Genomic DNA, 25468 nt, shown 5'->3' with positions numbered 1-25468 from the left:
ATGCCACCAAATGACGACGCGTTGCGAGCCGGCTCGGGGGACAGCGGTCACGATCGAGGCCTCTTTGTAAACAGTCGGTACCCCACGAATCGCAGGATGACGGCGTACAGGGCCAGCGCGAGGACATCCGTCCATAACACCTCCGGCCCTATGCCCTTCAGAAAGGTCCCGCGGACGATGTTGGTGTAATACATGCCTGGGAACAAGTGGGCCTGGAACTGCGCGCCGGGACTCAGGGAAGAGACCGGAACGATGAGACCGGAGAATAGGATGGTCGGCACCATTGCAATAATGATCGTGACGATCAGGGCGGCGATCTGCGTGCGGACCAGCAGCGACACGAGCAGGCCGACGCCGGTGCTGCTGAGCACGAACACGAAGGAGGCCATGAGGAAAAACAGGAGATTGCCCTTGAACGGCACGCCGAACCACAGAGTCGCCATGATCCAGAGGACCACGGCATTCATCGAGGAAATCAGCACATAGGGGAGCAGCTTGCCGACGAGAAATTCGACCTTGGTCACCGTCGAGCTGTAAATATTGTAAATGGAGCCGGTCTCTTTCTCTCGGACGATCCCCAGCGCGGTCAACAAAGGACACGAGAGCATCAAGGTAAACATCACGAGCGCCGGCACCATGGACCACGTGCTCCGAACCTCTTCGTTGTAGAGATAGCGCACCTCGAGCGTGATGGGTCGTGCCCGGTGCTCGGCCTGTGCGCGGGAAATTCCGATCCGGCGGGAGAGATGGTCGACAAGCCGCTCTTCGTTGAAGGCGCTGTTGATGGCGATCACATAGCCCTTGGTAATATCCGTGCGGAGCGGGAACGTTCCATCGATCAGCGTTTGCACGCCGACCGTCTGGCCGGCGTTCAGCCGCTCCTGAAACTTCTCGGGAACGATGATCGCAGCGCGGATGCGGCTTGAAGCAAGCAATGGCTCCACCTCTCGTTCGTCCCTCAAGGCCCCCTTGAAATCAAAATACCGCGACTGTTGAAAGCGATAGAGATAGTCCCGGCTGAGCGAACTCTGATCCCGATCCAGAGCTGCATAAGGAATGTTCTCCACGTCGAGCACCAGCCCGTAGCCGAAGACGAGCATCCAGAGGATCGGCAGCAAAAAGGCCAGCGAGAAGAACATTCGGTCCCTGACCGTCTCGCGCCATTCTTTGGACGCCACGGCTGTAATCCGTTTGAGATTCACGCGGACGTTCCCGGCAAGGCTCTGTGCTCCTGCTCTTCCAGAGCCATCACCTTGTAGACAAACACATCCTCGAGGCTTAACGGCCGAGGGGCTATGGATTTCACGGTCACTCCGCTCGACTCCAATGCCTGGCAGGCACATTCCTCGTCCCGTATCGGGTCACGGCAGAAGAAATGGATGCGGGTCCCGAAGAGCGATGCGCCGGCAAAGCCGGCTCGTTGCAATTGCGTTACAGCCAGGCCCGGTTGGTCAGTGATCACTTCAAGAAGCCGTCCTGCTTCTTGCTCGATCTGCTGTTTCATGTATTCGGGCGCGCCCTCCGCCACGAGACGTCCCGCGTACATGAGCGCAAGGTGATCGCAATGCTCCGCTTCGCTCATATAATGGGTGGTGATCAGAATCGCGACGCCCTCCTCGCGAGCCATCCGTGAAAGAATGTCCCAAAAATATCGGCGTCCGATCGGGTCCACGCCGGACGTCGGTTCATCAAGGAACAAGACGCGGGGTTGATGTACCAAGGCACACCCGAGCGCCAATCGCTGGCGGACCCCCATCGGCAACCGGCTGGTCAGACTTGACTCGTATCCTTCCAAACCAGCCATCGCGGTAATCCAGTCCAGTCGCTGGTTGGTCACTCTTCTATCCAGTCCATAGATCCCGGCAAAGAGACGAATATTTTCCACGACGGTCAGATCGAGATAGAGCGAGAAGGCTTGGGACATGTACCCGATTCGTTCCTTGATGATGCTGCCCGCGATCTTCATCTCTGCCCCCGCCACCCACCCTTGTCCGTCGGTGGGCGGCAAGATGCCGTTCAGCATCTTGATGACGGTCGTTTTTCCCGCTCCGTTCGCGCCCAAGAGACCGAAGATCTCGCCTTGCTTGACCTCAAAGCTCACATGATCCACGGCCCGGAACGACCCGAAGTCGCGCACGAGCTCGCGAGCCTCGATCGCAAGCCCGTGGTTCTCCGCCTGTTTCGCCGTCGACGGGATCGTCAGTACCTTTTGACTCTCAGCCTGCCGAAGGAGGAGAGAGACGAACACATCTTCCAATTCGGGATCATCCACGCGTACCTGATCCGGCTTGATATCACCGAGGCTCGCCTCGATGTTCCTGACGGCCCGATCGCGGTCGATCTCTGTTTCGAACACATGGAGTTTGGAACCCAATGCCTCGACTTGCCGGTAGGTCTGTTTGAGTCGAGCAATCGCAGCCAGTTGCGGTTTGGCCTCGAATGTCACGATTGAGCCGGGAACTAATGCCTGCACTTCTGCTGGTGTTCCGGAAATGACCACCTTCCCACCCGACAGGAACGACAGCCGATGAAACCGCGCGGCCTCGTCCATATAAGCCGTTGAGACAAGCGCCGTCATGCCCTTCTCCTGCAGCAGTTCTGCCAGGATGGCCCAGAAGTCGCGGCGCGAGACGGGATCAACACCGGTGGTCGGTTCATCGAGGATCGCCAGTTCCGGTTCATGAATGAGGGTGCAAATTAACCCCAGCTTTTGCTTCATGCCGCCGGACAAATTCTTCATGGCTCGATCGCGGAACTTCTCGAGGCGGGTCATGGCAAGGAGCCGGGCCTTTCGCTCGGACAAGTCAACCTCCGGCACAAGCCTGAGTCGCGCAAAGAAGTCGATGTTCTCCTCGACGGAGAGGTCGGGGTACAAATTCAGCCCCAGACCTTGCGGCAGAAAGCCGATTCGTTGCTTCACCCGCTCCGCGGCTCGTTCCGAATCGACCAACGTCCCGAACACTTCGACCGTGCCTTCGTCATAGGTCAACACACCGGCAATCGCTTTCATCAGACTGCTCTTGCCGGCTCCATCCGGCCCGATCAACCCGTAGATCTCACCCTTGCGGACCGTGAGATCGATACCATCCACCGACGGATGTTTCTTGTAACGTTTGACGAACTGTGAGACGCGCACGACGTTGTCAAAGTGCGGAGATCCGAGGGCTGAGTGCTGAGACGAAGGTTCTATTCCCATTTCTTTCTCTTTCCCCCTAGGGCGAGCGGGAGCCCCTTAACTGCGCGCTCAGCGAGCACAAAGGGCCCTGCTCGCCCTACCCCCTCGGCTTTGCCCACGCCACATCCTCTTTCCATCGAATGATGGCGTCGGCCGGCAATCCCGGCGTGAGCCGATGCTCCGGATTCTCAGCAAGGTACAGCCGCACGGCATAGATGAGTTTCACTCGTTCGTCGCGCGTTTGTACTTCCTTCGGCGTGAACTCAGCTCTTGAGGAGATATACTTCACCGTCGCGTCGTACGGCCGATCCGGGAACGCGTCCGTGTAGATCCGCGCCGGCAAAGCGAGGCGGAGTTTTCCGATCTGGATCTCAGGAACGAACACTTGAAGATAAAGCCGATCGAGATCGACGAGTTCGAGCAGCGGAGTCCCGGCCGACACCACTTCCCCCACATCGACCATGCGGGTGGTGATCGTGCCGTTCGTCGGGGCCGTGATGGTAAGGTCGCTCAGAATACTCGCGACTTCGGCCAAGGCCGCATCGGCTTGGTCGCGCTGTTGCTCCAGAGCGGCGACCTCTTTTTCTTTGGTCTGGATGCGCCTCCCGCCCAATTCCGCCTGGGCGAGTTCCTTGCGAGCCTGGGCCACGGTACCTTTCGCGGAAGCTTGGTCGCCGGCGGCGGCCCTCCATCGGGCTTCGGTCTGCTCGACCAATTGATGCGAGACCGCCTGCTCCGGCAACAGAGCCCGCATGCGCGCAAGATCGCGTCGGGCCTCCTGCTCGACCGCGCTGGTCTTCTCCAACGCGGCGACGGCGCTGTCCACCTTCGCTTGAGCGGCCTCGATCGCCAGGGGAACTTCGAGATTCAGGACGGCCAATGACGCGTGCGCAGCCTGCACCTGGGCCTCGAGCATATCGACCAACCGGCGTGCCTGTTCGACCTTCGCCCTCGTCTGGATATCGTCCAACCGCACCAACCGCTGGTCTTTGACGACGCTGTCGCCTTCGCGGGCCGACAACTCCACCACCCTGCCGGGGAATTTGCTGGCGATTGTCACGTGATCGCCTTCGATGCGGCCGTTCGCTTGAATCAAACCATCCGGCAATCCGCTGTCCAGCACCCATCGGTTGATCGCGACATAGCCGCTGATCACCAGCACCGCCATCAGAGCCATGAGAATCAGGTACCGCCGTGTCATCTTCATAGGCCTGCTTCACCGCAGCTGAGATTGGTCTGCTCATGTCCAGCCTTTCGCACTTCCAAGGTCGCCAGGTCCGATATATCCTTCATGCGAATCGGCTCCTCCCATTGAGATAGCCACCGACGTTCGGCAGGAGGGGCGCCGAGGCTCGCGTTGGCCTGAGCTTGACCGCAGCGATGCGCTCCCTCAGCAATCCACGTTGGCCTCGTTGTCGCCGACGACTTGAATGGCATCATGCAAACCGACCCTCAGCTCAGGAGACCGCCATGCGCTGCTCCGCAGCGGCAACTCCAGTGATGACCTCGCAAAGGAATACGGTGAGTACAAGGAAAGAGAGCGGCCTTCCGACATGGCGGTGTCGGCGTATGACTGGGAGCAATGTCATGGATGTATTCCGCGCTTCCGGGGATCACCCGAGAAGGAAGTGCAAGGAGAAAGCCGACGAGAAGGGAGATTGAGGAGGACAGCTTTTGATGGCAAATTCATGACTTGAACAGCTCCAGCCGGAAAAAGGGCTTCAAGACAGGGGAAAGGTGCGACAGGATGAAATACCGACTGTCGCAGAAGGCGACAGGACTGGAGGAGATTGGTCTGGGCTGGAGTGTTCTATCTCTTGACCCGTTCCGCTACGCGACAGGATCGTTAGTGGACGGGCAAGCCGGCATCCATGCGTTTGCCGACAGCCTGATAGATCGCATGGGGCAAGTGTTTATATGCCGTTCCCTTTTCGAGCAACAGGCAGGCACCGGCATCCAAAAGTGCTTCCCGATTCCCGTTTCCCACATAAAACGAGAGGCCAATGACCGGCAGGTGCGGATGTTTCCGTATGATGGAGCTTGTCGCTTCAATCCCGTTCATTCTCGGCATGTTGATATCCATAACAACGACATCCGGCTTGAGCGAGTCTGTCAGATTTACCGCCTCTTCCCCATTCGTTGCTTCGCCCACCAATTCGATGTCGATATGATGGCTGAGATACTTCCGTAGTCCTTGCCGGACGAGGAAATGATCATCCGCCAGCAACACACGAATGGATTTCATCTTCAATCGGTCGGCGACGGTATTCTGAGCATGGGAGGCTGAGCAAGTCGACATACGGGACTCCAGTTCGCTCGCCAGTCCATGATGCGGCCGCCCATAGATATCGGCGCACTGGTCGTGCTCATGGACTGACGTTTAAGTGGTTATTGACTCCTCGGTTCTCCCCCCTAAACCGTAATGGCGCGGGCACCGGGACAGGAACGGTTCATTCAACCGATTCGGTTATCTCTGACCGTGATATGGATCATCGATCACGGCCCTACATTCGAGACACCGTACCTTGCCTGTACGTTTGCCACCTCTGGTCAAAATATCATCAATCAGACGCTGATGCATGCACGCAGAGTGGAAGGAGGGTTGAGCAGCCGCGCCTTTTTCTTCCTCGGTATTCTGAACGGCGTGGGAAGGCATGGACACCCCAACATTCAAAAACATTGTCGCGTGTCACGGGAGGAGGACACCCTTCGCTTCCCCATCTCGGACCTATGAGCCTGGGTGTTCCGAAATTCACCCGCCGAGGTTCGGCTATGAGACGCTCTGGTCCCCGCCTGGAACCGATGAATCAGGAAGTACGATGGCAGGGCTCGGACCCGTCTGAGAACGGACCTGAACTCTATAGGTCCTGTCCGCTTCCATCGTCACCCGCACTTCCCCTCTCCGGCTCAAATCATCGATCGCAAAAAACATCTGATTCCACGTCAACTCGGGACAGAGGTCCATCATGTGTTCCAGCGGACAGTCCATTCCCGCCCGCTCCAACGTGGTTCTGACCCGATCAATGAGCTTTGTGTCCGTGGTGTCCATGACATCACCTTTTTTTGTCGTTTCAGCATAGAGGAAGGAGGAATCCGAATGAACTAGCAAAGACCCTAGTTCTTACCAAAAACCTTGCTAGGGGAAAGGCTATAGGCTCGGTGATACGCGACTGGTGACCGCGGATCCCCACCATTGCACGGGGGTCCGGCAGATCGTCTCAGGGCGAAGGGGCATGGGAAGCGTCTGCCGGAACGAGGCGGCGGATGTGAAGGTGGTAGAGCTGTTGAGGTAGGCGGCGGAGTTACGGTTGCTCACTTGCAAGGCCCTCGGTGATGGCGTAGCGCATCAATTCCGCCGTCGTGTGAAGATTCAGTTGCTTCATGATGGAGGTCTTATGGAATTCGACGGTCTTCACCGACACATGGAGCAGGAAGGCGATCTCCTTTGTCCCCTTGCCCTCGCCGATCAATTGCAAGACTTCACGCTGCCGGGGAGTGAGATCCGCAGCGGACCCTTTGATCGTCGAAGTCCGCTCATGCCCCAGAGTCGGCGCAAGCATTACCTTGGTGATCGATGGTGTCAGATACTGTTGTCCCTTGAGCACGGCATCAATCGCCAAGGTGAGCTCCATGGGCGCCGACCGTTTCAAGAGATAACCGCTTGCACCGACATCAAAGGCTTCCTTCACATAACTTGGACTCGTGTGCATCGTGAGAAACAGAAGTTTGGCCGACGGTTGGAGCTTCTTGATCTGACGTGCGGCATCGAGGCCGTTGAGCAGCGGCATGCTGATGTCCAAAAGGATCAGATCCGGTTCCAACTGCTGCGCGGCGTCCACCAGCGCCCGCCCGTCCTCGGCGGTGCCGACGACGTCGCAGGTTTCCTCGACCAGCCGGCGCAGACCGGCAAGCATCAGACAATGGTCGTCGGCTATGAGGGCCCGCGGCCTCCGCCTCACCTCATCCATGGTAGGAGCTCACTCCTTGAGTCATCCACGCCGGACTCTGCGCGTCATGGAGCTGCCTGTGGTCCGCCGTCCGCAAGCGGCACCCAGGCATGGACTTCCGTTCCGTCACCCGGACGCGTACGGACACGGAACGTCCCCTCCACTAGGCGAACCCGCTCTTCCATGCTGAGGAGTCCAAGCCCGCGCGTGGGTGCTGCTTGCGTTTCATATCCCTTCCCGTCGTCATGGATGCAGACACCGACTCCATGGGAGATCCCCAGTAACCGGACGAGGACCGTCGAGGCCTCGGCGTGCTTCATCACATTTTGCAGGCTTTCTTGGACGATACGATACAGGCAAATGGCCTTGTCGGTGGGAATCGATTTCGGTACGCCTCGCGAAGCATAGTGAACCATGAGTCCCGTGCGTTGCTCAAACTCGTGGGTATGATCCCGGATCGCCGCTTCCAGCCCCAGATGTTCCAGGCTGGAGGGATGGAGCCGATAGGCGAAGGTATGCACGTCGTCCGCGAGCTGCCCCGCCGCTTCTCGAATACTGCGGCATTGCGGCAACAGCGCGGGCACGGACTGGCACAACCGCTCGAGTGCGCCGGCATCCACCGACAGGCTGGCCAGCCGCTGCGTCACGTCGTCGTGCAAATCACGGGCGATACGTTGCCGTTCGAGTTCTTGTGCCGCGAGCAGTTTGGCCGTCAAACTTTCCAGCTTCACCTGATGCAGACGTAATGCCTCTTCCGCCTGCTTGCGTCTGGTGACATCGATCTGAAAACCGAACAACTCAACAGGCACACCGGCACTGTCACGAAGGAGACGCAATTCGTCGTGCATCCAGCGATACGTTCCGTCCTTATGGCGAAAACGGTACTCGTGCACCTCATACTCCCGTTCAAAAACCCGCGAGAGATCGGCAAGAACCCACGAACGATCGTCGGGATGAAGATGGGCGACCCAAAAATTCGAGTCGTCGATGAAGTCCGAGGGGCTGTAGCCGAGCTGCTCGACGACGTTTTCGCTTATGAAGGTCGTCCCGAACTCGCCGGTGGTTCTGCGCGCATAGAGCACCACGGGAGTCGCTTGCAACAGTAGTTGCAGTCTGGCCTGCACGGTGCATAACGCGGCCGTGCGCTCGGCGACCCGTTGTTCGAGCATCTCGTTGAGCTCGTGGAGTGTTCTCTCCGCTTGTTTACGCTCGGTGATGTCACTGCCGATCGTGAGCAGACATCGCTTTCCCTCGAGCACGATCACGTCGACGGAAATGAGAAAGTGTCGCAGCCCCCCGTGCCTCGTTCGCATCGACACTTCGACATTGCGGACGGAATCTTGGGATCGGAGCCGAGCAATCAACTTGGCTCGTTCTTGATGATCGGGCCAGATCCCCAGCATCAGCGTCGACTTTCCGATGACTTCATCGCGTTGAAACCCAAAAATGTTCAGGCAGGCGTCGTTGATTTCGAGACAGCGCCCGGTATCCAGTTCCGTGATCCCGATTGGATGGGGACTTAATCGAAGGGCCCGGTCGAAGAGATCGTCTCCCAGCCGCATCCTGCTCGATGACGTGCGCTTGCCGGTCCGTCCAGGAACGGTTGGTCGCCGTGACTTGTTCTTAGTGGTTTGGGGACGCATCGATGAGGCTGCAATTCTAGGCTCGGAGGCATTATTGAACAAGACCAAAGAGGGCATCTCGATGAACAACGCACGTTTCTAGTAAGTTTATCCGTCAAACCAAGGTGAACCCCTAGCTCCATGGCACGGCCTACTCGAGTGAGTCGGTCGCTTCCTATTCTCTGACGCGTCATTTTGCCTTGGCGTCAAACGGATTGCTCAGCGGTCGATGGTCGGAATGCCTACGCTGCAGGGCACAGCGGACTGCCTCTCCCCTCTGGGATCAATCCTAAGATGGATCATGCATTCGTGAAACCCAGGAATCTCCGTCTTTTGGTTATACCAGCGTGACAAAACTAGACTGGAACGGCTCCTGAATGCGCACGGTCAGAAGTCACGTCCTCTTTTTCCAGCGGCGCGTCGGCATCGTTCGGCCTCGACCCTAACGGCATTCCCCTCATCTGATAGTACAGGACCGGGATCACGATGAGGGTCAGCAGCGTCGAGGCGCCGACACCGAAGAGCAACGAGACGGCCAACCCTTGGAAAATGGGATCGAGAATGATGACGAAGGCGCCGACCATCAGCGCGGCGGCGGTCAGAAGTATGGGGCGCGTCCGAATCGCTCCCGCTGTGATGACGGCTTCCGACAAGGACACACCCGCTCGTTCTTGGAGCTGTATGAAATCGACCAAGAGAATAGAATTTCTCACGATGATCCCGGCGAGCGCGATAAATCCGATCATGGATGTCGCGGTAAAGTACGATCCGGTCAGCCAGTGCCCGGGCAGAATACCGATCAACGTGAGTGGGATGGGGGCCATGATGATCAGGGGGGTGATGAACGATTGGAACTGCCCGACGATCAGGAGATAGATCAGCAACATGGCCACGGCAAAGGCGAGGCCCATGTCACGGAACGTTTCATACGTGATGTGCCATTCACCATCCCACTTCATGGCGATCTTCTCTTCCGACCAGGGCGGGGACGCGTAATACTGTTCGATCTGATACCCTTCCGCCGGACGAAACGCGTCCAGCTTTTTCCCGACCCCCAGCACGCCATAGACCGGGCTTTCGGCTTTCTCCGCCCCGGAGCCGCCGACATCGGCGACGACATAGACGACCGGCTTTTGATTCTTGTGATAAATCGCATTATCTTGCACGGTCTGTTCGATCTTGAGCAGTTCCGACAACTGGACGATGCCGCCGGTGTTGGTGCGCATCCCGATCTCGCCGAGATGCTCCAGACCCGTCCGTTCGGCGATCGGCAAACGAAGGACGATTTGAACGGGGCTCTTCTCTTGAGGCATATGGACCAGCCCGACCTTCGCCCCCTGGAGCGCCATGCGCAGCGTGCTCACGATTTCTTCTGAAGGAATGCCGGCGAGGGCCGCCTTCGCCCGATCGACCGTGAAGACATATTTCACCTGGTCCGCTTCGATATAGTCGTCCACGTCAACCACTCCGGACGTGGATTCGAACAGGGTTCGCATTTCCCGAGCCACGGCGAGCTGCCTGTTGTAGTCGGGGCCGTAGACCTCCGCCACCAGCACCGATTGCACGGGTGGCCCGGGCGGCACTTCGACGATCTTCACATTGGCTCCGTATTCGCGGGCAATCTCTTGCACCGGTGGACGGATTCGTTGGGCGATCTCATGACTCTGAGCGTCGCGCCGATGCTTCGCGACCAGATTGATCTGGATATCGGCCTCGTGAGGTTGTTCCCTCAGGTAATAGTGGCGAACCAGCCCGCTAAAGTTAAAGGGTGAGGCCGTTCCGACATAGGCCTGATAGTCGCGTACCTCCGGCACGGTCTTCACGTATCGCCCCAACGCTTGCGTGACCCGCGCCGTTTCTTCGAGCGTGGTTCCTTCGGGCATATCAATGACCAGTTGAATTTCGCTTTTGTTGTCGAACGGAAGCATTTTGACGACCACATGGCGCGTATAGAACAACAACGTCGATCCCACGAGCAACAGTCCGACGACACCCAGGAATGCGTACGCGAGAATCGGATGGGCCAGCAATGGGGACAGGACTTTCCGATAGATTCGAGCGGTGAATCCCCTCTCGTCGCCCTCATGGTCCACTCCCGATACGGAGACTCCGGGGCGGTAGCACGTCTGGCAGAACCACGGAATCACGACGAACGCGACCAACAACGAAAAAAACATGGCGATGGAGGCATTGACGGGGATCGGTCTCATGTAGGGCCCCATCAAGCCGGAAACGAACGCCATCGGTAGGAGTGCGGCAATGACGGTGAACGTCGCCAGGATCGTGGGATTTCCGACTTCATCAACCGCCTGGATGGAGGCGTCGTGATGGGCCCTGAGACGCATCTTCAAGTGACGGTACGTGTTTTCGACCACCACGATGGCATCGTCCACGAGAATGCCGATCGAAAAGATGAGTGCAAACAACGTTACCCGGTTGATCGTGTAGCCGATCACCATCGAGGTGAAGAGCGTGAGAGCCAGGGTCAGAGGGATCGCGATCGACACGACGAGAGCCGGTCGCGGCCCCAATGCCACGCCGAGAAAGACCACCACGGCGACGACGGCGATGAGCAAATGCCATAACAATTCATTGGCTTTCTCCTGCGCCGTTTCTCCGTAATCGCGGGTGACGGTCACACGCACGTCCGACGGAATCGTCACGCCCTTCATCTCTTCAACCTTTCGGATCACGTCCGCGGCGACGGTCACGGCGTTCATGCCGGCCTGCTTGGCGACGGCGACGGTTACTGCCGGCTCTTCTTCCGTGAAACGCTCCTCGTGACGCGTATCTCGCGATCCCTTCTGCGCTTCACGATTCACGAACGACGAACGACTCGCTTCCGGGCCCAGCCCGAACCAGACGTAACTCGTGGCTTCCGCCGGTCCGTCGATCACCTCCGCCACTTGGCGGAGATACACCGGCCGCTGCTCGCTGGCGCCCACCACGAGGGACTCGAGATCTTCACGCGATCGTATGAAACGGCCGGTCTCCACGAGAAAACTTTGATTGCGGCTGTCAAATCGGCCCGTCGATAATGCTCGATTTTCACCCCGTATCACATTCGCGACCTGCAACGGGGTCAGTCCGTAGGCTTTCAGCCTTGTCGGGTCGATCTGGATGCGCAGTTCACGCGGCCGGCCGCCGACGATGAACCCGGCCGATGTGCCGGACACCTTCTTGATCTCCTCCAACACCTGTTTGGCGAGGCGATGGAGTTCGAATTCCCCGTAGCGCTCGCTGGAGAGCGTCAACGTGACGATCGGGACGTCATTGACGTCCTTCGGCTTGACAAGAAAGGGTTCCGCGCCGGACGGCAACAGGTCTTGGTTGGACATCAACTTGTCGTAGAGATCGACCAGGCTCTGTTCCATCGGCTGGCCGACGTAGAACCGGACGATGATCAGCGCGCCGCCTGGACGGGAAATCGAGTAGACATATTCGATGCCTTTGATCTCAGAGAGCTTACGCTCGATCGGTTTCGTGAGTTGTTCTTCGACGACCTTGGCGGACGCACCGGGAAACGGCAACCAGACATCGGCCATCGGCACGACGATTTGCGGTTCCTCCTCACGGGGAGTGGCGACAACGGCAAACAGTCCCAGCAGCAACACACCCAATATGATGAGCGGCGTGAGCTTACTGTCGATGAAAAGGGCCGCGATGCGGCCGCTCAATCCGGGCTTGTAAGTCGTCATGCGTCAACCGTCATGTGTCGTTCGAATCTCGTGAAGCGTATCTCGCCATTTGTTCTGCGCATCACGAGGAACCCTTCACGGAATTTTTGCGGGCGGAGAAGCCATCGTCTCGACTATCTGGACTGTGGCTCCATCGACTCCGCGGATGCCGTCGGTCAAGACTCGTTCGCCTTCATTGAGGCCCGAGAGAATCTCGACATGATTGCCGAAGCGCCGCCCGAGTTTGACCCACCGAAGCCGCGCGATCTGATCCGCCCCAACGACGTACAGGCTGCTGAGCTCACCGCGTTCGACCACGGCTGTGGAGGGGAGAAGAATCGTTTCCGTGGCACCTTTGTCGAGCTGAAAGCGACCGAACATGCCGGTCTTCAGTCCGGCTGTGTTCGGCAAATCCAGCTTGACCATGAAGGTATGCGTGTGTGGATCCCCGGCGGGGAGAATCTGGCTGACTGTGCCGACCAACGCTTGCCCTCCTAACGCATCAATGATGACGGGAATCCTATCGCCGCGGGATACCGATTTGAGGTCTCCTTCCGCCACCGTGGCCTCCAACCGAAGACGCTCAGGGTCTTCCATTTTGAGCAATGGCTGGCCGGGCGAGGCTAATTCCCCCGCTTCCACTTTTTTCTCGGTGATGACGCCGGCAAAGGGCGCCCTTACCGCCGTGTAGCTGAGCTGAGCCTCCACCGCCTGATGATTCGCCTCCGCAACTCTGTAACCTCGGGTCGCGTTTTCCATCTCCTGTTTGGAGACCGCATCTTCCACGTACAATTGATTCATACGGTCGAGGTGCGCCTTTGCATTCTCGACTTCCGCGCGAGCGCGGGCCAAGTCTGCCTGAAGATCTCGGCTATCCAGCTGGACCAGGAGTTGCCTCTTGGAGACTTTCGCCCCTTCGCGAACCAGCAACTTGTCGATCGTTCCTTGAATGCGACTGGAGAGTGTGGCTTGGAAGATCGGAGCGACCTGGCCCGTCACCTCCACACGGATCGGCACCCACGTGTGCCGGGCTTCGACGACCGCAGCCTGAATGATTTTCTGGGGAGCGGCCGACACCGACGTGACCGGCTCTTCCTTCGATCCGCAGCCGGCCAGGAGCAGGACCGCGATAAGCATGCATATCACCGACGTGAACATCATCCGTGCGGTGGTCCTTCCGACTCAGAGTTCTCCCATGGCCGCCCGCGCATGGTCCTCGCACCGATCCTCGGGTTGAGCATTCCCACCCTTCTGATCGTCCCATGTCCCACGCCTGGCTCCCAACTGGCGAAGCAGACATTCCGCCGTCGCGAGCAGCTCCTCAAGGCTACGATCCGGTTTCGCGCCGTAATGCCCACGATCGAAAATCGGGATTTGAAGGCAGACTTCCGCGCGATATCGACGCTCCGGGGAATAGACGATGCGATGCATCGGAGGTTCAGGGTATTGGCAGGGTTTCAGAAGCTCCAGCGATTGAAAGAACACGCGGCAGAGGCGATGAAGAACTCTCACCAGCTCTCGCAGCTCAAAATCGTCACCAGTCGGCAGGTGCGCAGGGTCTTGAAAGGCGGCATAGAGATTAAGCTGGAATCCAATTTTGACGACCCGATCCGATCCATCTTTGACATAGAATGGGTCGTGATCGAAACAGACCTTCCGTGTGACAATCATCTCACGCAACGCCTCTTCGCTCGCAAAGGCGCCTTCGAGTGCAAGCGGAATCGTCATGGCTGACTCCTGATCATCGAACATCCCTCCCTCTCTTCTCCCCCACCCGTCCAGACGCACCGAGAGGCCGAGGTTAAGGCTGAGGAAGATTCAATCGCTCAACCTTGACCTCTATAAAGCTGAAGGGCGTTTTCACCATCCTGCTATTCTTGTACGCCGAGTGTGCGCAACAACGCCATCATCGGACACCACCCGGTAAAAGCCGATTGTATGAGGTTCACCGCCACAAATGCGGCAAAGTAGTTCCAATACGGATGGATGGTCGCTCCCAAGATGACGGCGACAAGCACAAACAGGCCGGCGATGAGCCTGAGTTGTTCATTGAGTTTCATAACCTCCTCCTTTCCTCTTGCTCATGTGAGGCACCGACCCAGGAAAGGATTCAGGCTAGAAGCGGCCGCGATCCAGCGATCCCATCTCCTCCCACGCAATGCCGATGACAAGGGGACAACGAACAATTCTCCCAAAAGCCAACGCGGCGACGACTCAAGCCGTCAACAGGGTGCGCTTTGCACGTGGCCTCTCCGTTGATGTCGACTTTTCTGTACTCCTAGAATTCACTTGTTCAGGTTCTCTCCATTTCTTCTCCGCCACCATATGCACAGTCCCGGCGACAAGATGCTGAACCAGATTATAGAAAATGATCGGCACCATGATCCGCGGGTAGGACGACAACAGGAGTGATGCCAGAACCAATCCTGTTCCGTTGTTGTTCATCCCCAGTCCGTACATCAACGAGACACGTTCCGCTCGTTCCAAGTTAAACAAGCAACTCAGCCCATACCCCGTCGCGAAGGCCAAGAGACACAACCCGGTCGTAATGGCCAGCGTCACGGCGAGGAAATCATAATCGCGATCGGCAGCCGCCTGGGGAAGCGACACGGAGCCGTTCGAATAGTTCAGGAGCAACAGAGTGATGGAATTGGCGAACTTCACGTATGGCATGCCGACCGTCATCCATCCCGCCGGAACAAGCGTCCGCACGGCAATCCCAAGCAGGGATGGCGCCACGACCCACAGCCCAAGGAAGGCGCCCGATCCATACGCAGCCAGTCCATGCAGCACCTGTTCGTATTCTTCCGCCGCCATCTCGCCGAATACGCGTAGCGCGATCGGCGTCACAAGCGGACTCAAGACAGTGGAAAACAGGACGAGACCTAAACTCAATGCCAGATTGCCGTTGGTATTTTGCGCCCAGGCCGTTGACGCTCCCGCTATCGGCATGGCCGCGACCAACGCCAATCCGACTAGGATGTGCTGGGCTTCGTCCGGTTCGTACCACAGTCGCATCACAAGGGTCACCGCAAAGATATAGGCCATCGGAATCGCCACATTTGCGGCCAACCCGGCCCCCAATGCGAACTTCCTCTGCAGGACGGTTCGAAGATGTTCGATCTTCAGACCCAAGCCGGCATTGAACATGAGCATGGCCAGCATGATGAGCAGTAACGACACCTGCGCACGCTCCTGAAAGAGAACGATCTCCCCAAGGGAAGTTTTTCTGATCCAGAGACCGAACGCCGGAGAGACAATCGCGATCACATAGGCGCCGATCAGGAACCACAGCAAATGATGGTGCAAAAATTGAGACAGGGCGAGTACCACCGATGAGCGGTTCGTTGCCGGATCGGGGATCGTTATTGTGTGATGGGAGTCTCTGGCCATGCTCAACCCGTCAGGTTATGCAGGAATTCAGACGACCTTCGCCAAATGTTCGACTGCCATGCTCCACCGCAGAGAGAAGCCTCCTGTCTTGACATCACGCGGACTGCTCTCGCTTCCCGATCCCCATCGCATCGAGAATCGCCTTCTCGAAGAACGGTTCACTGACGCCTCGCTTCATTTTCATCAGGAAATACTTTTCCAGGGCGATCTTGGCGAGATGAACCCATTTGCCTTTCTTCGCCCAGGTGACGTTGCGCGGAGCCATCTGGGGCAGGGCCACGAACGCCATCCCGGTATCGCCCATGTCCGCCAGACAGATCGCATTCCACGTCGCGGTTTCCTTCTTGGTATTGTTTTCGATATCGGCCTTGATATTGTGCACGGCCGCCGACACCATGGATTCGATCATGTATCCCGTCTTGGGCGTGCCGGTCGGAACCGGCGTCTGCTCGACAGGCGGAATGGCCACGCAGACGCCGACCGCGTAGATGTTCTTGTATTTGGGATTCGCTTGATAGGCATCGATGTTGACGAATCCTTTGGGATTGCACAGGCCCGGTGTCCCCGCCACGGCCTCGACTCCGGTAAACGGCGGAATCATCATCGAATACCGGAACGGGACTTCCTGGCCGTCTTCCAAGAGCATCTTGCCGGGCCGGACTTCTTTGATCGCCATATTGTGGATCGGCTTGATCGTATGTTCGGCAAACTCATCCTCCATCAGCCGCCGCGATTTCCCCACACCGGCAAGCCCCATGTGGCCGATGTACGGCTCGGGGGTGATGAAATAGATCGGAACTTTCTTCCTGATTTTTTTCTTCCGCAAATCTGCGTCTAGAATAAACGCCATCTCGTAAGCCGGGCCGAAGCACGAAGCGCCTTGCGCCGCACCGATGACGATTGGACCTGGGTCCTTCAGGAAACTCTGGTAAGCGCCCCACGCCTGTTCTGCATGATCCACATTGCAGACCGATTGCGTATGGCCGCTCGGGCCCAAGCCGGGCACAGCGGCAAAGTTGAGCTTGGGCCCCGTGGCGATGATGAGATAGTCGTACGGCACCTCACCCTTCGCCGTGATGACCCGGTTCTGTTCCGGCTCGATGCGATCGGCCGTGGCATGGACGAATTCGATTCCTTTCTTGGCCAGCACCGGCGCCAGATCAAAGCTGATATCTTTCCTTGTGCGCCAGCCGACCGCGACCCAGGGATTCGACGGCACGAAGTGGAATGAACCGACGTTTGAAATGACGGTGACCTGATGCTTCTTGTCCAACAGCGCCCGTGCTTCATAGGCGGCCGGTAAGCCGCCGATCGATGCGCCGATGATCGCCACTCGTGCCATCGTTCACCTCCAAATCCAGTAAAGTTGTGTGCGAGGCCTTGTGCCATCCGGCCATGACAGGAGTTCTCATGGTTGTGTGAGTCGCCACATCGGAAATGGATTCGCTCTCACGTCGATTCCTCACTGCCTGCTGCTAATCGACGACCGTTACTCGTTCGCTCTGAATTTGTACATGTCGTGACACACCGTGCAGCGAGCGGTCATACTCGACAACCGTTGCAAGATTTGTTGCGGCGTCTCGTTCTGCGCGATGGCATCGGCCAGCGCATCCATATCTTTGTGGATCGACATCCCCATCTGTTTGAACGGCAGCGGCAACTTGACCATGATGGCCGGCTCCGTGTCTGCGGCCATCGTCATCCCGGACGCCCTGGCAATTTCTTCCATCTGTTTCAAACCGGGCTGCGGATCCCCAAGCCCTCTGACGACCCCATCCACCGCTTTGAGGAGGAGCCGCATTTCCGCCAGGATTTGGTCGCGCTCAGCCGGCGCCAAGAGGATTTCCGTGCGACCATCGCTTCCTTGTGCGGTCCATCCCTTCACAAAGATCCACCCGCCTATCGTCCACGTCAGGATCAGTAGGCAAACAGCGGTGAAGCAAATGGTCTGTTTCATCCCAACCTCGGTAAGCCGGTGGTTATCAGCCAAGCCGTCTCGGCATGCTTGGATCTGAGGTGCAAAGAAGACACCTGAGCGATGTACACCTAGGCATGCCACCAGTGGCTTCTGCAGGGCGCCAAATTTATGAGTAATGAGTGGGGAGTCGCTGTTTGCTACAACGATTCATGTTCCCCTGTCGCAGAACGCGACAGCCATACCAGTAACCGAGGCGGTTTTTTCACAACATCAGCAGTCATTGGAGGCATATCTATGCGGAACAGATTAGCAGTCATCGCGATGGTGTTCGGTCTCTTGTTGAGCGGTGAGATTCTCGCCGCCGATCAATCAGGTCAGACTCCTGGTGTGGGAGCGGGCGTAGACGGAGCGAAGGGACCGGATGGAGTGATCGGGATTTCACTTCATATCGGGGCGGAACGCGTGGGCGATCCGGCGTCGCTGTACGTCGGGAGAGTCCATCGTGAAGGTCCGGCTCACAAGGCCGGGCTTCGACACGGAGATGAGTTGATCAGCGTCGATGGCACGGGGGTTTCGGGAAAGAGCTATGAGCAAGTGGTGAAAATGATTCGTGGAGAGTCCGGGAGCACCGTGAAGTTGCAGATCAAGCGCGAAGGTGAGGGAAGTCCCCGAGAAATCGCGGTGACACGAGTCGCGGGTGACAGTTTGTCGAGAAAGCCGGTGGAACAGGGTATCTCTAAGGATAAGCCGCAAGCTCAACCATAGGCATCCTATACCTATACCGGGATGCGAGGTCTCCTTCCGCTTCCTGCACAGATCGGCCAAGATTGTTCAGGAGGAATTGATACTGACCGCTCGTGACAAGCCCTTCCTTGTGTGTCTTGTATGTGGCGCCAGCCGGGAATCGAGAGGTGACTTACGGCGGCCTCAGGCTTCGGATCGTCCCGCCGCTTTCTTCAGACTGCCAGGACCAACTGACTGACTGATCGCATCAAGATTCGCTCGTCCACGAGGCTTCTTTTTATGTTATGTTCCCGGGCATGAGAGCCAGTTCACGACGGGGATCGGTACTCCGGACGAGAGGCGAGCCTCCTACATCAAGGTAGTTCCCAATATGGAAGGGAGGTATTCATGAGATGGACCCTTGGGGCCTTGGGTTTTCTCGTATGCTTGAAACTGACCGTGGTCTCCATGGCGGCGTTGGCGGCCGAAAATGCCGATCAGGATTTGGCTACGGGGGAGAGTCTGCTCAAGAATAAACAATATGCGGAAGCGCGCGCCCTGTTGGAAGCCAGCATCGTGAAGAACTCCTCGAATGTGCAGGCTCATTTTAGCTTGGCTGAGGCCTGTCGAGGCTTGAAAGCCTGGACCTGCGCGGAAGAACATTACGAAACCGCGCTGCATTTGGATGCGAAATCGAGGACAGCGGGGACAAGGGAACTACGGTTGCGAAAAATGGAGGTGTGGCGATCGCTGGAGGAAGTCACGGCGTGGCGGTTGCTGGAGGAAGCCAAAAGTCTGATCGCGGACGGACAGCCTCATCCCGATCGGATCAAGCAGGCGGAGGAGGCCCTGGACGGCGCCAATGAGCTGGGGCTCAACCAGGAGCAACAGGCCGTCTATCAACAGTTGGAAGCCAAACTCCCCGGTAGACGTTCAAGCACCTTGCTGGATAATCTGAAACCGGCTGACGCGCCCATGGCGCTGGTGCCGGCGGGGGAGTTCACGATGGGGAGTACCATGAGCCCCGACGAACAGCCAGTGCATCGCGTCTACCTCGATGCCTTCTATATGGACAAGTACCACGTGACGGTGGGGCAGTATGCCAAGTACCTGGAAGCCACGGACAAGGGGGCGCCGCCGGAGTGGAATATCATGAACCAACCTCAACATCAGAAACGCCCCGTCGTCAATGTCAGTTGGTTTGATGCCGCCACGTACTGCAAATGGGCCGGCAAGCGACTGCCGACAGAGGCGGAATGGGAAAAGGCGGCGCGAGGGACGGATGGCCGCCTTTATCCCTGGGGCAACGAGGCTCCCACCAGGCTCCATGCGAATTTCGGCAAGAAGCAATGGGCCAACCACATGGCCTTGGTTCCGGTGGGGATGTTCGAAATGGGCAAGAGCCCCTATGGCATCTATGACATGGCCGGCAATGCCTGGGAATGGGTGAACGACTGGTATGACCATGACTATTACAAGAAGAGCCCGGCCAAAAATCCGCAAGGACCGGCGAAAGGGAAGTCGAAAGTCGTGCGGGGCGGCAACTGGCTCTACATCCAGGAATTTTTGCGTTCGTCCTTCCGATTCAACGCCGAACCATCCAGTCGGCAGTTCGGCTATGGGTTCCGTTGCGCCAAGACTTCGTAGCAGTTGATTAATCGACAGCGAATGATATTACGTCCCTCTTACGGCGTGGATCACTCGAGACCAAAGCCCAGAGAATCAGCACACCTGAATGTTGACGTCAGGGATGTCGTGCCGGTTTTCTGTTTTCGTTTCGGCCTGTCTCAACTCCCACGGTCTTCCGGTAGCATAGTAGTACAGCACCGGGATCACGACGAGAGTCAGCAACGTCGAAGCCCCCGACACCGAAGAGTAACGAGATGGCCAACCCTTGGAAGATGGGATCAAGGATGCGATGACAAAGACGGTCCGCTGTTCCGTCAGGTGCGCAACAACCGTACCGGCGAGCTGGAGCGGCCGCTTAATGCAAATTCGATCTATCGGAATATCGTCAGAAAATATGGGCAGGCGACAGGCTTGAACATCGAGGTCAACGGGCTCTGTGTGCATTCAATGCGGGCTACGGCTGCCACCAATGCTATATCGCACGAGGCAGATATCGCCAGCGCAGCTCTGTCAAGCGTGTTAGAGGCGGTCAGGTAGCGCGGCGGGCCGCCATCTCCGTTAGGGAAGAATCTATCCCGCCACCGTCACTGTCCTACCGCTTCGAGGCCTTCTTGTTCCCTGAAAGCTTATTGATTATCGTTTCTCGGCGCTTCATCACCGCCGTCTCCAGCTTTTCCCAGTTGATCTCGCTCTCATGTGCCTTAGGCAACATTCCCCCAGGACTTTGAACTTCGCTTGAAAGACCTCATCTTTTGGTTTGAGCTTCTTGAGTTCCTTAATCAGGACATGGACAAGATGGTGTTTCTCCACGGCCTCATTCATCATCTCGTCTTCGTCGATTTGCTCTCGAAGAGCCGGGTAGATGAGATTTTCCTCCAAATCGGCATGAACCTCAAGCTCCATGATCGCTGTGGCGGCAATCTTCGCCTGATCTTTCCCTTCGAGCCAACAGCTAATATACTTCATATCGGCAACGTAGGGCGACTCACCACTAGGACCTTCCCTGAACAGGAAGTGGCGGTGAGGCCGCATTCGCGGGATGAGCTGGTTCCTCTCGCTCTAAAGGAATCGCACTGATGTGTCCGGTTTCTTCAAGAATGGCGCTTTTTATTCCTTCCGGGGATGAGTAGCCCAGCTTCCGCAACCCAGCGAGAAGTTCATCATGGGAGAGCCCTTCGCTTTCCAGCGCTTCGTAGTCCACACGGGCATTCTTGATCAGCGGTCGAGGGCAACTGCGCACGATTCGACGAATGCGGGTTGAGCGAGCGCAGACCACCGCAAGGAGCTGGTGTGCACCAAATACCGTAGTGATAAAGACGAGGGCGTTAAGGACTCCGTCACGGAGCGCGGTCGTCTGCAAGACGACACTGATGGTGATGAGTATCACCAAATCGAAGGTCGTGGTCTGCCCCGCCAGCCGTTTTCCAGCGAGCCGCATAATGGTGACAAGAATCGCATAATAGGCGAGCGCCAGCCCCATCTGTAAGAGAATGTCCTGGAGCATGCTTACATCTATCCACGATAGCTGTGACATCCTAGAGCGGTCTGTCGTCTCCAGCTCGATAGGTCAATAAACATGAAGAATAAACACTTTTCAGACAGGGCGGCGACTAGTATTCACCCCAGCTAGGTGGAGGATTTTATGCCCTCATTTGGGTTGCCGCCAGACATTCCACATTCCGCAGGCCGTCGACCTCGCTCCACCGGACTTACCTGAATAGCTATACCGGTATATTCTGCGGCATTTCCCCATGAGGAGACTGAGAAGACCTTTTTCGAGGAGACTGAGAAGACCTTTTTCGAACGTACTCTGCAGACCTCAAGACCAGTGTGCACCATCCTGACGGATACCCCTTGATGCCCATGGTTCTTTTATTCTCGGAATAAAGTGTCCGGGAATTTACTAGTAGCCTCGGTTTCATGACCTATTTATTGTACAAAATATTCTGACTATACATTGGAGGCATAATGATACGCGCAACATCACTCATGATTCTCATTGCATCCCTGCTCCTGACGACGGCATGCTCCACTGTCCTGCCAGGTGAGCGAGGCCTCATGTTGCGTTCATCCGGTCTTGATAAAGAGCCACTTAAGGAGGGGTCTCACTTTAAAGCGCCGTGGAACGATATTTACTTCTATGATGTGCGTTGGCAGAATTACGCCGAGAAAGTTGATGCCTGGAGTGCAGACGACGTACAAGTCGATATCAAAGCGGCCATTGTGCTGAGGCCGATTCCAGAAGAGGTGTATCATTTAGCCCAGACGGTGGGACAGGAGTATTATTCACAAATCGTCCAGCCAGAATTTGTGGCCGCGGTTCGTCAGGTCGTCGCTATGTACCCCGCGCTGGTTCTGGGGGAGAAGAATGCGGAAATCGCCCAGAAGGTGCAGATGGTGGTGCAGGACAGGCTCAAGGACAGTCACTTAGCGATTCGTAGTGTCGCGCTTGCGGATGTCGATTTACCGCAACTCGTCTTAACCGCCCTTGAACAAACGCAGGCCCAAAAACAGCAGAAAGAACAAAAAGAGTTCGAAATGCTGCTCGCCGGAAAGGATGCAGAGATTGCCCGCATTCGTGCGGAAGGTCAGGCCAAAGTCCAGGAAACGATTACTAGGACGCTCACCCCTGAATACCTTCGTTTAAAATTATATGACAGCCAAAACTCCAAAATGGTCCTGGTGCCTGACAATCTTAAGCTTCCGCTCGTCATAAACCCAGGAGAACAGCAATCTGCTCAACCGCGTTAAAAGCGCCTGACGAGAGATACGATCAAGGGCACCCTAATGAGTATCGAAGGGGAGTACGTTGTCGTACAAGAGAAACCTCTTCCCATCGCCCCATAACCAGACAGACTTTAGTGCTGCGGCGACGCGTTCCGACGCTTCGCATTTTCTCTATCCCAGCATCAATTAGATGATGCTTCTTAGCGGCACGTTTCGATGCGCTTCCAAATGGCTTCCTTTCTTGGTACTCTCTGTATCAATAAAAACAAATCTGCTTGTTTCCACAATCTAACTGCTTCTGATTCGTCTTTCTTTACACCTGAACCAGACAAATAGGCATTTCTGAGTAGAGTTTTCGAAGGCGTATACATTGCCAGCAGCCTTTCGCCACAATGCAACGGCTTCTATTTCATCTTGGGGGCCCTTAGCTACGTCAGCTCCTTCCTCTTTTCATGCAGGTCTTTTCTTTATGGATCTATCCTGAGTCCGGCGGTGGTTTTTCGCTACATAAAGTAAAGCCGTCTCTGTCGCGGAAGGCTCAAACATGACGTGTTCATCCAACCATCCGGCGATGCGAAACAACGAAACGGGGTTTCAACATCCTGCTACAGATCGATCCGGAGGCCGCCGAGGATGAGCAGCGGTTGACCCAGAGTTTTGATGCCGCCCGTTTGCGTGGCGATGTATCGGCGATCGGTGAGATTTTCGCCGTCGATGAAGAGTTCGGCCCACGGCGTGATCCGCTTCCTCAGCGACAGGTCAAGGACGATGAAGTCCGCGATCGGCTGCCGATTCAGGTCATCCGCGAACTGACGAGACAAGTATCGAACTTGGAGCGTCGCCTGGGCGACGTCCGGATGACCGACGGTGAGCGCGGCCGTCACTTGGTGCCGGGAGACGTTGGGGATCCGCAAGCCTTCGCGAGACGGATCGCCGGGGAATCTCGTGATGATCGAATCCACGAACGAGTATCCGAGAGCCAAGTACATGAGATCGTCCAGACGGCTCCGCAGTTCGACCTCCGTCCCGACCGACCGGCCTTCCCCGATGTTTCTCCTCACGGCGGACGTCGGCCCTTGGGTCACGAAGAGAATTTGGTCCTTGATCACGTCGTAGTGGCCGGTGGCGCGGAAGCCCAATCGTCCGTGCGGCAGCAGGTCCACTTCGATCTTCATCTCCCCGCCAGTGAGTCGTTCCGGCTCCAGACGATCGTTGCTCAGAAACGCGAACCCGGAAGAACCGAAGTCTCGGTACAGTTCGTTCAAGGTCGGCGCGCGGAAGGCTTGGTACACCGAGCCTCCGATACGCACACGGTCATTGAAACGGTACAGCAGGCTGAATTTCGGGTTCACCATGCTGGCGGTATTGTCCTGTGTCGGGGTGACCGGTCCTGATGCCGCCGTCCTGGCGCCGTCAAAGTTCTTCCACCAATCCCAGCGGGCACCGGCGGTCACCACCAAGGCATCGAGGGGTTCGATGATCCATTCGCCGAACGTGCCGATACCGACTTGCTTGCCGCGCGTCACCGTCGGAGTCTGAGACGGAACGAGCAGCTCTTCCGACTGCGCAAGGATCGCCCGCCCATCGCCGCCGACCACGATTCGAGAGAATGCGAGGAACGGCATGCTCCATTGCGCCATGCCGCCGACATCATTCGAAGGGATGACTTGGAGCCGGTCCGGTTGGTCGAATTGCCGAATGAACGGAGAAGGCAGCACCGAGCCGATTTGATTGCGGAACGTTTGCCATTGCGCGAAGGTCTTCGCTTCCCATACTCCTCCGTTCCCCAGATCTCCCTTGAGTCCGAACGATACGGTGCCGATGGTGCGTGCGCCTTGGCTGAACGGGGTGCCGAATGAGCGATTTTCCGTATAATACGTGCCAGAGAGTGTGGCGATAGTCTGCGGAGTCACCTCGTGAGAAACGTGGCCGGTGAACTGGTGGTGTTCGGATCCAACGGGCGTATCGACAGGGCCTCGTTGGTAGGCCGGCACCGTGAGAAAGCCGGCCGTATCAAAACGGCGGTAACTCAAGATCAATCCCGTCCGATCCTTGCCATACCGAGCCCGAACCGACTGAATGTTGGTCCCGAGCGACCCTCCGCTCACGTCACTGCTGGCCCCGGTCTTCGGCCGTCCCGATTGGGTGATGATGTTGACGATCCCGCCCATCGCCCAGGTGCCGTAGAGGTTCGATCCTCCACCGGGGATCACTTCGACCCGCTCAATTCGGTCCGGGACGAGCCCCCAATTGATCCAACCGCCGAAGCCGTCGTTCAGCGGCACCCCGTCCAGCAACACGAGCGCGCGACGGGTCCCCAAGCCTCGAATACTGACAAATTGCGCGGTCGGATGGTTGTACCGGCTACCGAGGAGACTCGGTTGGACGGTCGGCACATAGCGCAACAGGTCATCGATCTGCGTCCCGCTGTGAAACGGCGTGCGGCGGATATCGTCCTGCGTCAAAACCGTCGCGGCGGCGGCGATCCTCGATGGGGCCATCGGGATCCTGGTCGCCGCCACGACGACTTCTTCCACGACAAGCGTGTCCTTCTCTTCCGCATGAGAAACAGGAGACGTGAAGGAACCGCACAAGACAAGCATCATCGCGATCGCGATGTGCCGAAGGAATCGTCGCTCAGCTCGCACGTTGATGAT

Annotated in this window: 22 protein-coding genes and 1 pseudogene; 4 read left to right on the top strand and 19 right to left on the bottom strand. The window is 57.3% G+C overall.

Annotation, left to right across the window (positions count from 1 at the left end; all coding sequences use genetic code 11):
• Window positions 1-47: 47 nt before the first annotated feature.
• The 5 genes from A4E19_04750 to A4E19_04730 all read right to left on the bottom strand — a co-directional run bounded on the left by A4E19_04750 (window position 48) and on the right by A4E19_04730 (window position 5474).
• Window positions 48-1202 carry an ABC transporter permease gene (locus A4E19_04750; GenBank protein ID OQW32676.1) on the bottom strand — a complete coding sequence of 385 codons (1155 nt, stop codon included), beginning with the start codon at window positions 1200-1202 and terminating at the stop codon, window positions 48-50.
• A complete protein-coding gene (locus A4E19_04745; protein ID OQW32675.1) occupies window positions 1199-3196 on the bottom strand; it encodes an ABC transporter in 1998 nt (665 codons plus the stop codon). Before A4E19_04745 ends, A4E19_04750 begins: the two co-directional genes overlap by 4 nt.
• Window positions 3197-3272: 76 nt before the next feature.
• Entirely contained in the window at window positions 3273-4376 is a 1104-nt protein-coding gene (locus A4E19_04740; GenBank protein OQW33172.1) for a secretion protein HlyD, read from the bottom strand.
• A gap of 2 nt (window positions 4377-4378) precedes the next feature.
• The gene (locus A4E19_04735; protein ID OQW32674.1) at window positions 4379-4615 is read right to left on the bottom strand and encodes a hypothetical protein; all 237 of its coding nucleotides are present in this window, start codon (window positions 4613-4615) and stop codon (window positions 4379-4381) included.
• A gap of 406 nt (window positions 4616-5021) precedes the next feature.
• A complete protein-coding gene (locus A4E19_04730) occupies window positions 5022-5474 on the bottom strand; it encodes a hypothetical protein (GenBank protein OQW32673.1) in 453 nt (150 codons plus the stop codon).
• A gap of 123 nt (window positions 5475-5597) precedes the next feature.
• Here A4E19_04730 and A4E19_04725 point away from each other — a divergent pair, with 123 nt between their 5' ends.
• Complete coding sequence (locus A4E19_04725; GenBank protein ID OQW32672.1) at window positions 5598-5909, top strand: hypothetical protein; 312 nt, start codon at window positions 5598-5600, stop codon at window positions 5907-5909.
• 36 nt (window positions 5910-5945) lie between these two features.
• Here A4E19_04725 and A4E19_04720 read toward each other — a convergent pair whose 3' ends face one another.
• From A4E19_04720 to A4E19_04675, 10 genes and pseudogenes are all read right to left on the bottom strand, one after another.
• Window positions 5946-6224 carry a hypothetical protein gene (locus A4E19_04720; protein ID OQW32671.1) on the bottom strand — a complete coding sequence of 93 codons (279 nt, stop codon included), beginning with the start codon at window positions 6222-6224 and terminating at the stop codon, window positions 5946-5948.
• Window positions 6225-6477: 253 nt separating this feature from the next.
• Complete coding sequence (locus A4E19_04715; GenBank protein OQW32670.1) at window positions 6478-7143, bottom strand: DNA-binding response regulator; 666 nt, start codon at window positions 7141-7143, stop codon at window positions 6478-6480.
• A gap of 44 nt (window positions 7144-7187) precedes the next feature.
• Window positions 7188-8684: a hypothetical protein gene (locus A4E19_04710; GenBank protein ID OQW32669.1), complete on the bottom strand. Its 1497-nt coding sequence runs from the start codon at window positions 8682-8684 to the stop codon at window positions 7188-7190.
• A 416-nt stretch (window positions 8685-9100) separates the two neighbouring features.
• Window positions 9101-12442, bottom strand: coding sequence for a multidrug transporter AcrB (locus A4E19_04705; protein OQW32668.1), 3342 nt, complete (start codon window positions 12440-12442; stop codon window positions 9101-9103).
• 75 nt (window positions 12443-12517) lie between these two features.
• A complete protein-coding gene (locus A4E19_04700) occupies window positions 12518-13582 on the bottom strand; it encodes a hypothetical protein (protein OQW32667.1) in 1065 nt (354 codons plus the stop codon).
• A gap of 21 nt (window positions 13583-13603) precedes the next feature.
• Window positions 13604-14173 (bottom strand): hypothetical protein, encoded by a 570-nt coding sequence (locus tag A4E19_04695; protein ID OQW32666.1) that lies wholly within the window; start codon window positions 14171-14173, stop codon window positions 13604-13606.
• Between the two features lie 119 nt (window positions 14174-14292).
• On the bottom strand, window positions 14293-14481 hold the full coding sequence (locus A4E19_04690) for a rhodanese (GenBank protein ID OQW32665.1): 189 nt from the start codon (window positions 14479-14481) through the stop codon (window positions 14293-14295).
• A gap of 277 nt (window positions 14482-14758) precedes the next feature.
• Window positions 14759-15718: pseudogene (locus tag A4E19_04685) on the bottom strand (Na+-dependent transporter).
• Window positions 15719-15908: 190 nt separating this feature from the next.
• Complete coding sequence (locus A4E19_04680; protein OQW32664.1) at window positions 15909-17156, bottom strand: pyridine nucleotide-disulfide oxidoreductase; 1248 nt, start codon at window positions 17154-17156, stop codon at window positions 15909-15911.
• A gap of 147 nt (window positions 17157-17303) precedes the next feature.
• The gene (locus tag A4E19_04675; GenBank protein OQW32663.1) at window positions 17304-17771 is read right to left on the bottom strand and encodes a hypothetical protein; all 468 of its coding nucleotides are present in this window, start codon (window positions 17769-17771) and stop codon (window positions 17304-17306) included.
• 255 nt (window positions 17772-18026) lie between these two features.
• Here A4E19_04675 and A4E19_04670 point away from each other — a divergent pair, with 255 nt between their 5' ends.
• Window positions 18027-18497 (top strand): hypothetical protein, encoded by a 471-nt coding sequence (locus A4E19_04670; protein OQW32662.1) that lies wholly within the window; start codon window positions 18027-18029, stop codon window positions 18495-18497.
• A 366-nt stretch (window positions 18498-18863) separates the two neighbouring features.
• Window positions 18864-20102 carry a hypothetical protein gene (locus A4E19_04665; GenBank protein ID OQW32661.1) on the top strand — a complete coding sequence of 413 codons (1239 nt, stop codon included), beginning with the start codon at window positions 18864-18866 and terminating at the stop codon, window positions 20100-20102.
• Between the two features lie 75 nt (window positions 20103-20177).
• Here A4E19_04665 and A4E19_04660 read toward each other — a convergent pair whose 3' ends face one another.
• The 3 genes from A4E19_04660 to A4E19_04650 form a co-directional block, all read right to left on the bottom strand.
• Window positions 20178-20528 (bottom strand): hypothetical protein, encoded by a 351-nt coding sequence (locus tag A4E19_04660; GenBank protein OQW32660.1) that lies wholly within the window; start codon window positions 20526-20528, stop codon window positions 20178-20180.
• A 210-nt stretch (window positions 20529-20738) separates the two neighbouring features.
• A complete protein-coding gene (locus A4E19_04655) occupies window positions 20739-21050 on the bottom strand; it encodes a hypothetical protein (GenBank protein OQW32659.1) in 312 nt (103 codons plus the stop codon).
• Between the two features lie 25 nt (window positions 21051-21075).
• On the bottom strand, window positions 21076-21588 hold the full coding sequence (locus tag A4E19_04650) for a hypothetical protein (GenBank protein ID OQW32658.1): 513 nt from the start codon (window positions 21586-21588) through the stop codon (window positions 21076-21078).
• A gap of 485 nt (window positions 21589-22073) precedes the next feature.
• Here A4E19_04650 and A4E19_04645 point away from each other — a divergent pair, with 485 nt between their 5' ends.
• Window positions 22074-22835, top strand: a complete 762-nt coding sequence (locus A4E19_04645) for a hypothetical protein (protein OQW32657.1) — start codon at window positions 22074-22076, stop codon at window positions 22833-22835.
• 581 nt (window positions 22836-23416) lie between these two features.
• Here A4E19_04645 and A4E19_04640 read toward each other — a convergent pair.
• The gene (locus A4E19_04640; protein ID OQW32656.1) at window positions 23417-25459 is read right to left on the bottom strand and encodes a hypothetical protein; all 2043 of its coding nucleotides are present in this window, start codon (window positions 25457-25459) and stop codon (window positions 23417-23419) included.
• Window positions 25460-25468 lie beyond the last annotated feature (9 nt).

Source organism: Nitrospira sp. SG-bin1 (assembly GCA_002083365.1).
Taxonomy (GTDB): domain Bacteria; phylum Nitrospirota; class Nitrospiria; order Nitrospirales; family Nitrospiraceae; genus Nitrospira_D.
This window is presented reverse-complemented; position numbering and strand designations above follow the sequence as displayed.